Genomic DNA, 7,684 nt, shown 5'->3' with positions numbered 1-7,684 from the left:
TGATTATGTTCATTGGTTTAATCATATCAGAATTCACGGAACACTTGGGTATTTAAGCCCTATTGAATATAAAAATGAACACCTTAAAAAAGTTGTCTAGTTTAGTGTTGACATACCAAACATTTCATACATCTACTAAAAAAAGGAAGACCTAATCGTCGTATTTAACGATTTTCAGGTCTTCCTTTGTTATCTACATTCGATGAACAACTTCATAAGTACTCGCATCAATACCTTTCATCAGCGGACTATATCCATTGGTCGCAAATAAAGTTAATTCATGCATCGCCCGTGTGCAAACTGTATAAAAAAGCTTTCTTTCACTTTCGTTTGTATATAGGGAGCTGTCATATAAAATAACCGCATCAAATTCAATTCCCTTTGCAAGGTAGGAAGGAATGACAGAAATTCCTTTTTCATAATTCGTCGTTCCTTTATCAATGAGATTCATTGAAATTTTTTGTTTGAGCGAATGGAATACTTGTTTACTTCCCACTTCAGTTCTACAAATAATCGCAATGGTTTGATGTCCTCTATTCTTAAGTTCCATTACCTTATCGATGATGAGTCCATCTAATGACTGACGATCCGTCAAAATGACTTCTGGTTTTTTCCCGCTCCGATTAAATGGCTCAATATTTTTACCATACTCTATTAATTGGCTTGTAAATTCCACAATTTCTTTTGTAGAACGATACGTTTTGGTTAATACAAATGTCTCAACATCCGACTTCTTAGAGGTAAGATTAGACAGTACCGTGTCAGCCCCCGTCACTCCAGAAAAAATGGCCTGGTTGAAATCACCTAATAAAGTCATTTTACTATATGGAAATAAAGACCGAATATATGAAAATTGAAATGGAGTGTAATCTTGCGCTTCATCAATAAAAATATGACGAATCGCAGTGTTTGATTTCCTCCCTATGATTAAATCTTGAAGATAAACAAAAGGTACCGCATCTTCATAAGGAATCACATTTTCCTTTATTTGCTCTATTGTCATTTTTGAAATTTGATTCCATTCGTTTGGAAGGTGCTTTCCTTCCTTCTCTAAAAACTGAAGGTACACCTCCTTCATATTTACAAATCTCAAACTCTTAACCATAGCAAATAACGGCTTAAATTTTTCCTTAACGACCAATTCTGCCAAATATTTTTGTTCGCGTTCAAAATCATCGAAAGTATTTTCAGTAAAACGTTCTTTCTTTTGGAGCATTTTATAAGCCTCAAGATAGTCTTCTTTTTCAAGATACTGAATCTCATCCTCCACCCAGCTTCGAGAACGTTCACGCTTCACCCATTTCTTCAGTTCTTTTCGTAGCCATTCTTGGACAAGTTGCATACGATTTGGAATGGAGTAATGATGTTCCAATTGATAAAAATAATCATATATTTCATTTTTGGAAATAAGGACATTTCCTCTAAAGGTTATATCCTTAAATATTAGTCCACTCTCAGACAATTGTTGAGCATATTCATCAATAAGATTTTTATACTCTAAACTCGCCTTAAAGCGGATACCGTTTACTCGTACACGATAATCCGTATCCTCTACACTGTTCAACAAATATTCCATTTGCCTGAATGGGTCCTCGATATCAAACTCTCTTCCTAATCTTTGAGACAAATATTCTTGAAAGGTGGATTGCTGCATATTTTCTTCACCTAGTTCCGGCAATACGGTTGCCACATAACTATTAAACAAAGGATTCGGTGAAAAAAGCAAAATATTTTCCGACTTTAAAGACCCACGGTAACGGTATAATAAATAGGCTACACGCTGAAGAGCTGCAGATGTTTTTCCACTACCGGCCACTCCTTGTACGATGAGTAATCGACTGTTTTCATTCCTGATTATGGCATTTTGCTCACGTTGAATGGTTGCTACGATATTTTTCATTTGAGTGCTTGCATTGTTTCCAAGGACCTCTTGTAGCATTTCATCACCAATCGTTACACCTGTATCAAACATCCCCTGTATTTCAGATGATTTGATAATAAATTGCCTTTTTAATTGAATCTCACCTGAAATTTTTCCTTCTGGCGTTTGATATTCTGCATGTCCAGGTGAATAGTCGTAATATAGACTTGAAATCGGTGCACGCCAATCATAAATTAGAAAATCTTCATTCTTTTCATCGATAAATGAAGCAATTCCCAAATAAACCTGCTCAGTTGTACTTTCTCCTTCTTCAAGAAAATCAATTCGACCAAAGTATGGAGAGTATTTTAGTCGTTTGAGAGTTTTAAGTTGTTTTTCTAATTGATGATCCGTCCGTTCCCTCTCAGAAAGCAGTTCAGCCTGCTGTTTTATACTAGCAGCGGTTTCAATAACATCATCAGGTTCATCGAGGTTAACTGTTACATCCTCCCAAAATGTTTTACGGATTTCTAAAACGTCTGAGCTAACTTTCTTTCTATTTGACTTTAACTCCATTATTTTTTTGTCAATTTCCTTCACCACACGATTAACCCGATTTTGCTCCAATTGCCATTCTTTGTTCTGTAAATCACTCATTGAACCACTCCCCAGCTAAAATCAGAATAAAATATATTGACAATGGTTAAATTTTATGTTAATGTTATTATAGGGAAATTATTTATATAAAAATAACATTAACATGATGTGTCAAACCTCATTCTAACACGCTTCATTTAACATTTCAATTCCAATTTTTATTCAAGTTATATCCCCTCTTCATCTATTGTGCCCTATTTATCATCAAATCCTATCCTTCCAAATAGAATTTCCAAATGCTACAAAAAACATTTGACTTCCATTTTGTCTGACTACTATAATTTATCTCGAAGATATTTATTTTGAATTCAAGATAAATGATTTTGAAACAAAAGGGAGAGATAGGCATGCCTAACACAAAATGGATTCTTGATCCAGCACACAGTAGTGTCGATTTTTCTGTTCGTCATATGATGATGACTAACGTAAAAGGAACTTTTCACACCTTTCATGCCGAACTTGAAGCTGATCCAACTGATTTAACAACTGCTAACATTATATATTCTGTTCATACATCAAGTGTAGACACTCGGAACAAAGATCGTGATGCTCATTTAGTTTCAGCAGATTTTTTCGATGCAGAAAATTATCCAACAATGACCTTTCAAGCTACCAAGATTGAGAAAGTAAAAAAAGATGAATACAAAATAACTGGAAATTTTACATTACGTGGTATTACTAAGGAAGAAACTTTTGTGGTTACCTTTGAAGGACAAGGAAAAGACCCATGGGGAAATGTAAAAGCTGGATTTAGTGCAACTGGAACCATTAACCGTTCAGAATATGGATTAGTGTGGAATGCTGCACTTGAAACGGGTGGAGTTCTTGTCGGAGATCAAGTTAAAATCAACTTGCAAATTCAAGCTATTAAAGCATAATGTTCTTATTAGATTGGGATTCAAAAAAGTATAAGATTACTCTCAAATATTTCGTTTATCGTCTTAGTTTAAACCTAAGCGAGCTATTACCTAATATACCAATAATACCTGTGCTAACCAATAACTAAAAATACACCTTTTTAGTAAAAATAATGAGGCCCTCGTCCATGAGAGCCTCTTTTTTATTATTAAAATGTAGTTATTTTTGCAGATTCTTTCCGATTCACTTCATCAATTTTTTGAATAAACATTTGAAAAACTCGTTTCTTCTCTTCTAAATCACGTATGTATTCTTTTAGTTGGTTATAGTTTTCTTCAAATGGCTTATGGTACATCTCTCGAATTTTTTCAATGATCTCCTCGTTAACGGTCGATTGAATCACCTGTTTCGTGATACCGTATTTATATGAATAAACTTTTAATTCTTGTGCAATTTCTTCATATTCCTTCTCAATTTCCTCAAGTACTTGTAAAATATCTTCCTTCCACTCTTCTAAAGATTTTTGTACATATGACTTAACCATTGTCTCTTCCATAAAAACACCTGCCCAATTGCAATATGTATTTAATTATAGCGCTACCTGTTTACACTAAAGTTTCGAACACATTACAAACCATTATCATTAATTTTGAAAAGATTCTGTACCTCCCTCTCCTCTCTTTTCTTATTTCCATCTTAAATGTCATTGGCACTTTTTTTGCAAAAATATGAAGATTACAGTCTTGTTTTGATAGCTTTTGTCAAGTGGCAGGAAAATGACCTAATGTTTGGTGAATTACTAATTAATGACGAATTTCCGAGATAAATAGAAAGGAATGATATTTCTTGAAATTTTATACATTGAAAGAAGTGTCTAAAAAACTTAATGTTGCACCGGGTAACATCCGGCAGTGGGAAAAAGATTTACCTGATTACTTGAATATTCCCCGATCCAAACAAGGTGCACGTATATATACAATCAATGAAATTAATCTATTACTAGAAATTAAAGACATGTATAGTCAAAAACTAAGTAAAGACAAGATCCGGGAAATATTAAAAAGAAAAAAAGAGAATGGTACGGCAAAAGAAAAAGAGACAAATTCTGAAGTTCGTACAACTCATCAAACTTCTAGCCAGGTAGAGTTACTATCTAAAAAAACTGAAGTTTCTGTTATTACAGAATCTGTTCCTCAAGCACCAGTCAATGAAGCAATTGCCAATGCTAATCAATTTTTCGAAGCAATGGAAAGGTATAAAGATACGTTTTTAAACGAGGTAAAAGAAGAAATAAAAGCCGTTGTTCGTAAAGAAGTCATTAACGAAATGAAAAAAGAGATATCAAATAGTTCCTTTAGAACCATCAAGACACTGCAAAATTCCATTTATAAATCTACAGAAAACACGAAATCTGAACTCCAGGAATTATCAGACTCAATCGAAAAAGCTTCACATGATACAGCTGAAAAATTAAGCTACCTCTCAAATAATCTAAAGAATATTTCCATCGAAACAGCCAATGAGATTTATAATTTAACAAAACACCTTGATGATAACTCAGTAAAGTTAACTCAATATCTAGATCAAACCACTAATGAAATATCCATATTAACTAAGGAAATTTGTAAGGAGCGCGATTTAATTAACGATAATTGCGAAGAATTCCGTCATGAAATCAGACAAAGAGAAGTTGCGTTTCAGCAAATGCTAGCCAACTTCCGAGAAGTTGCGGCAGCAAAGGAAAGGAAATGGTGGAAATTTTGGGCATAAAAATACTGTTATGGAGGGATTATCATGAATACTGCTCAAGTAGCAAAGATTTTGGGTGTTTCTCCTAGTACGATTCAAAGATGGGTTAAACAGCTTGACCTACCAATGGAGAGAAATGAGCGGGGACATTATCTTTTTCACGAAGAGGATATACAATTATTGAAAAACATTCAGGAGCAACTTCAAAATGGCGTTCTTATTCAAGAAATTCAGCCTCCCACTGAGAAAAAAAAGCCTCGTAAAGGGTTGATTAAATCACCCGAAAATGATCAAACCCTGGAAAAACTTATAGCAAAAGTAAAGGAATTAGAATTAAATTTAAATACCAAAGCAGATTCTGTTACATCCTACCAGCTGCTCCAACATCGCAGCGAAATAGAAGAGTTACAGTCCCAAGTAAAAGAACTGTCGATACAGGTAGAAAACCTTCAATCTGAATTATCAGATTTGAAAAAGAAACAACAATTGGATAAGCCACTAGTAAAAGATCATGGTCTGATCAAACGAAAAAAGAAAAATTTCGTAAGCTCTCTTTTTGGTTTTTAATTTTTATCTGACCGGATTACGAAGAAAATCCGGTCAGAATCCTTATACTTCATATCCTTTTTATCATTATCGTAAAGAAGTCATTTGAATACTTGAACATCTTTCCTCTTTTAAACCTTTCCAGTCATATTTTCATCATTTTTCCCTATAAAGCCAATTCTTTTACCAATTAAACATCAATCAGCTGGAGGGTAAAAAAGGGATGTAGTTTTATCCGCCCGAAACTTTCACACAGCCTTTCTAAATAATATCCACTTTATAATATTGTTCTTACAGTGATTGCACTATTCTACTCATCAAGTACGTCTTAAAAAAACGTTTCAGACGGCACCTTTCACCCTCCTATAATGGTTCACATATACTATAAATGATTCTATATTGGATGGTGAAAAGATGTTTACAATTAGTTTGTGTATGATTGTTAAGAACGAAGAAGAAGTACTTGAACAATGTTTAAGTAGTGTGAAAGATATTTGTGATGAAATCATCATTGTAGACACTGGTTCGACGGATAAAACGAAAGAAATTGCTTATCAATTTACAGATAAGGTTTTTGATTTTGAATGGATTGATGATTTTTCAGCAGCAAGAAATTTTGCATTTAGTAAAGCTTCAATGGATTATATTTTTTGGATGGATGCAGATGATATTTTATTAAAAGAGGATCAGGAAAAATTTAAAAAGTTAAAAGAAGAATTGCAAAATAATGTTGATGCAGTGTCTATGCTTTATCATATTGCATTTGATGAATATCAAAATCCAACATTTAGTTTTAGACGAAACCGACTAGTCCGTAGAGAGAAAAATTTCAAATGGCATGGTGCTGTTCATGAATACTTAGATGTTGGTGGAAATATTGTGGCATCTGATATAGCGATTACCCACCGCAAAAAGGATAAACGTAAAGGGCAAGTTCCGAATGATCGAAATTTAAAAATCTATGAGAAACGTTTAGAACGAGGAGATACATTTACCCCAAGAGATTTATTTTACTATAGTAATGAGTTAAAAGATCATAGTCAATATGAAAAAGCAATTGAATACTATAATAAATTTCTTGATACGAAAAAAGGTTGGGTAGAGGATCAAATCCGTGCTTGTATTAATATAGCTACTTGTTATCGCATGTTAGGAGATACTGAAAATGAAATTGAAGCATTGATGAAATCTATTATGTATGACGTACCTAGACCTGAAGTTTCATGTCGAATGGGTGATTTATATAAAGAGCGAAGACTTTATGAAAAAGCAATCATTTGGTATCAGCTTGCTTGTCAGGTAAATCCTGAAGATATTCCAGGATTTAGACAAGAAAGCTATTCTACATGGTACCCATATTTGCAACTTTGTGTTTGTCACTGGCATATAGGAAATCACGAGTTGGCTGTTGAATATAATAAAAAAGCAAAAGAATATCGACCGAATGATCTAAGTGTTCTTAAAAATGAAGAATTCTTTAAAGAATACTTTTCAAAAAAGCAGTCTTCCAAATCGAGTAGGAGGGGGTGATTAACCCCCGTCCTCTCACACCACCGTACGTACGGTTCCGTATACGGCGGTTCAATCAAGATAAATGACGCAAGAATTCATAACGTTTCTGTAGACTTTTAAGCCCTTGGTTACTCCAATAGGAGTTTCCAAGGGTTCTGTGTAATATGGGACTTTTTGAGATTCGCCAATAACCTTTACGACTGTTCCCCCATTCATAAGCTTTCCATTCAGGAACTCCTAGTTTTATGAGGTTGCGTATCCTGGTCTTTGAGGTCTTCCAGTTTTTCCATAAACACATCCGGAGTCTTCGTCGAATCCAGCCATCCAAATCTTCAAAGATACTCTTTGTGTCTACTAATGCAAAATATCCACACCATCCAAGTAGATATTGGTTAAGTTTCTTAATCCGATATTCCATTGGGTATGGCATTTTTCTTGACGTGATTTCTCGCACCTTTTTCTTCATTCGTTTTAGACTTTGCTTGGCAATCCGAACTTTTG

General features: G+C 34.1%; 8 protein-coding genes. 5 read left to right on the top strand and 3 right to left on the bottom strand.

Annotated features, from left to right (window positions below; translation table 11 throughout):
• The coding region (locus G4Z05_RS16085; RefSeq protein ID WP_163252813.1) for an IS3 family transposase at positions 1-100 on the top strand (100 nt) is incomplete at its 5' end.
• Positions 101-193: 93 nt separating this feature from the next.
• Here G4Z05_RS16085 and helD read toward each other — a convergent pair.
• Entirely contained in the window at positions 194-2,518 is a 2,325-nt protein-coding gene (helD, locus tag G4Z05_RS16080; RefSeq protein WP_163252811.1) for an RNA polymerase recycling motor HelD, read from the bottom strand.
• Between the two features lie 347 nt (positions 2,519-2,865).
• Between helD and G4Z05_RS16075 the strand changes: the two genes are divergently transcribed.
• Entirely contained in the window at positions 2,866-3,396 is a 531-nt protein-coding gene (locus tag G4Z05_RS16075; RefSeq protein WP_163252809.1) for a YceI family protein, read from the top strand.
• 188 nt (positions 3,397-3,584) lie between these two features.
• Here G4Z05_RS16075 and G4Z05_RS16070 read toward each other — a convergent pair whose 3' ends face one another.
• The gene (locus G4Z05_RS16070; RefSeq protein ID WP_038535526.1) at positions 3,585-3,932 is read right to left on the bottom strand and encodes a hypothetical protein; all 348 of its coding nucleotides are present in this window, start codon (positions 3,930-3,932) and stop codon (positions 3,585-3,587) included.
• 290 nt (positions 3,933-4,222) lie between these two features.
• Here G4Z05_RS16070 and G4Z05_RS16065 point away from each other — a divergent pair, with 290 nt between their 5' ends.
• The 3 genes from G4Z05_RS16065 to G4Z05_RS16055 all read left to right on the top strand — a co-directional run bounded on the left by G4Z05_RS16065 (position 4,223) and on the right by G4Z05_RS16055 (position 7,201).
• Positions 4,223-5,146 (top strand): MerR family transcriptional regulator, encoded by a 924-nt coding sequence (locus tag G4Z05_RS16065; RefSeq protein ID WP_163252807.1) that lies wholly within the window; start codon positions 4,223-4,225, stop codon positions 5,144-5,146.
• 24 nt (positions 5,147-5,170) lie between these two features.
• Positions 5,171-5,692 (top strand): MerR family transcriptional regulator, encoded by a 522-nt coding sequence (locus G4Z05_RS16060; RefSeq protein ID WP_038535531.1) that lies wholly within the window; start codon positions 5,171-5,173, stop codon positions 5,690-5,692.
• A 393-nt stretch (positions 5,693-6,085) separates the two neighbouring features.
• The gene (locus G4Z05_RS16055; RefSeq protein ID WP_163252806.1) at positions 6,086-7,201 is read left to right on the top strand and encodes a glycosyltransferase; all 1,116 of its coding nucleotides are present in this window, start codon (positions 6,086-6,088) and stop codon (positions 7,199-7,201) included.
• A gap of 55 nt (positions 7,202-7,256) precedes the next feature.
• Here G4Z05_RS16055 and G4Z05_RS16050 read toward each other — a convergent pair.
• The coding region (locus G4Z05_RS16050) for a group II intron maturase-specific domain-containing protein (RefSeq protein WP_276207656.1) at positions 7,257-7,684 on the bottom strand (428 nt) is incomplete at its 5' end.

Origin of the sequence: Neobacillus thermocopriae (assembly GCF_010975035.1) — a bacterium.
GTDB lineage: Bacteria > Bacillota > Bacilli > Bacillales > Cytobacillaceae > Neobacillus > Neobacillus thermocopriae.
This window is presented reverse-complemented; position numbering and strand designations above follow the sequence as displayed.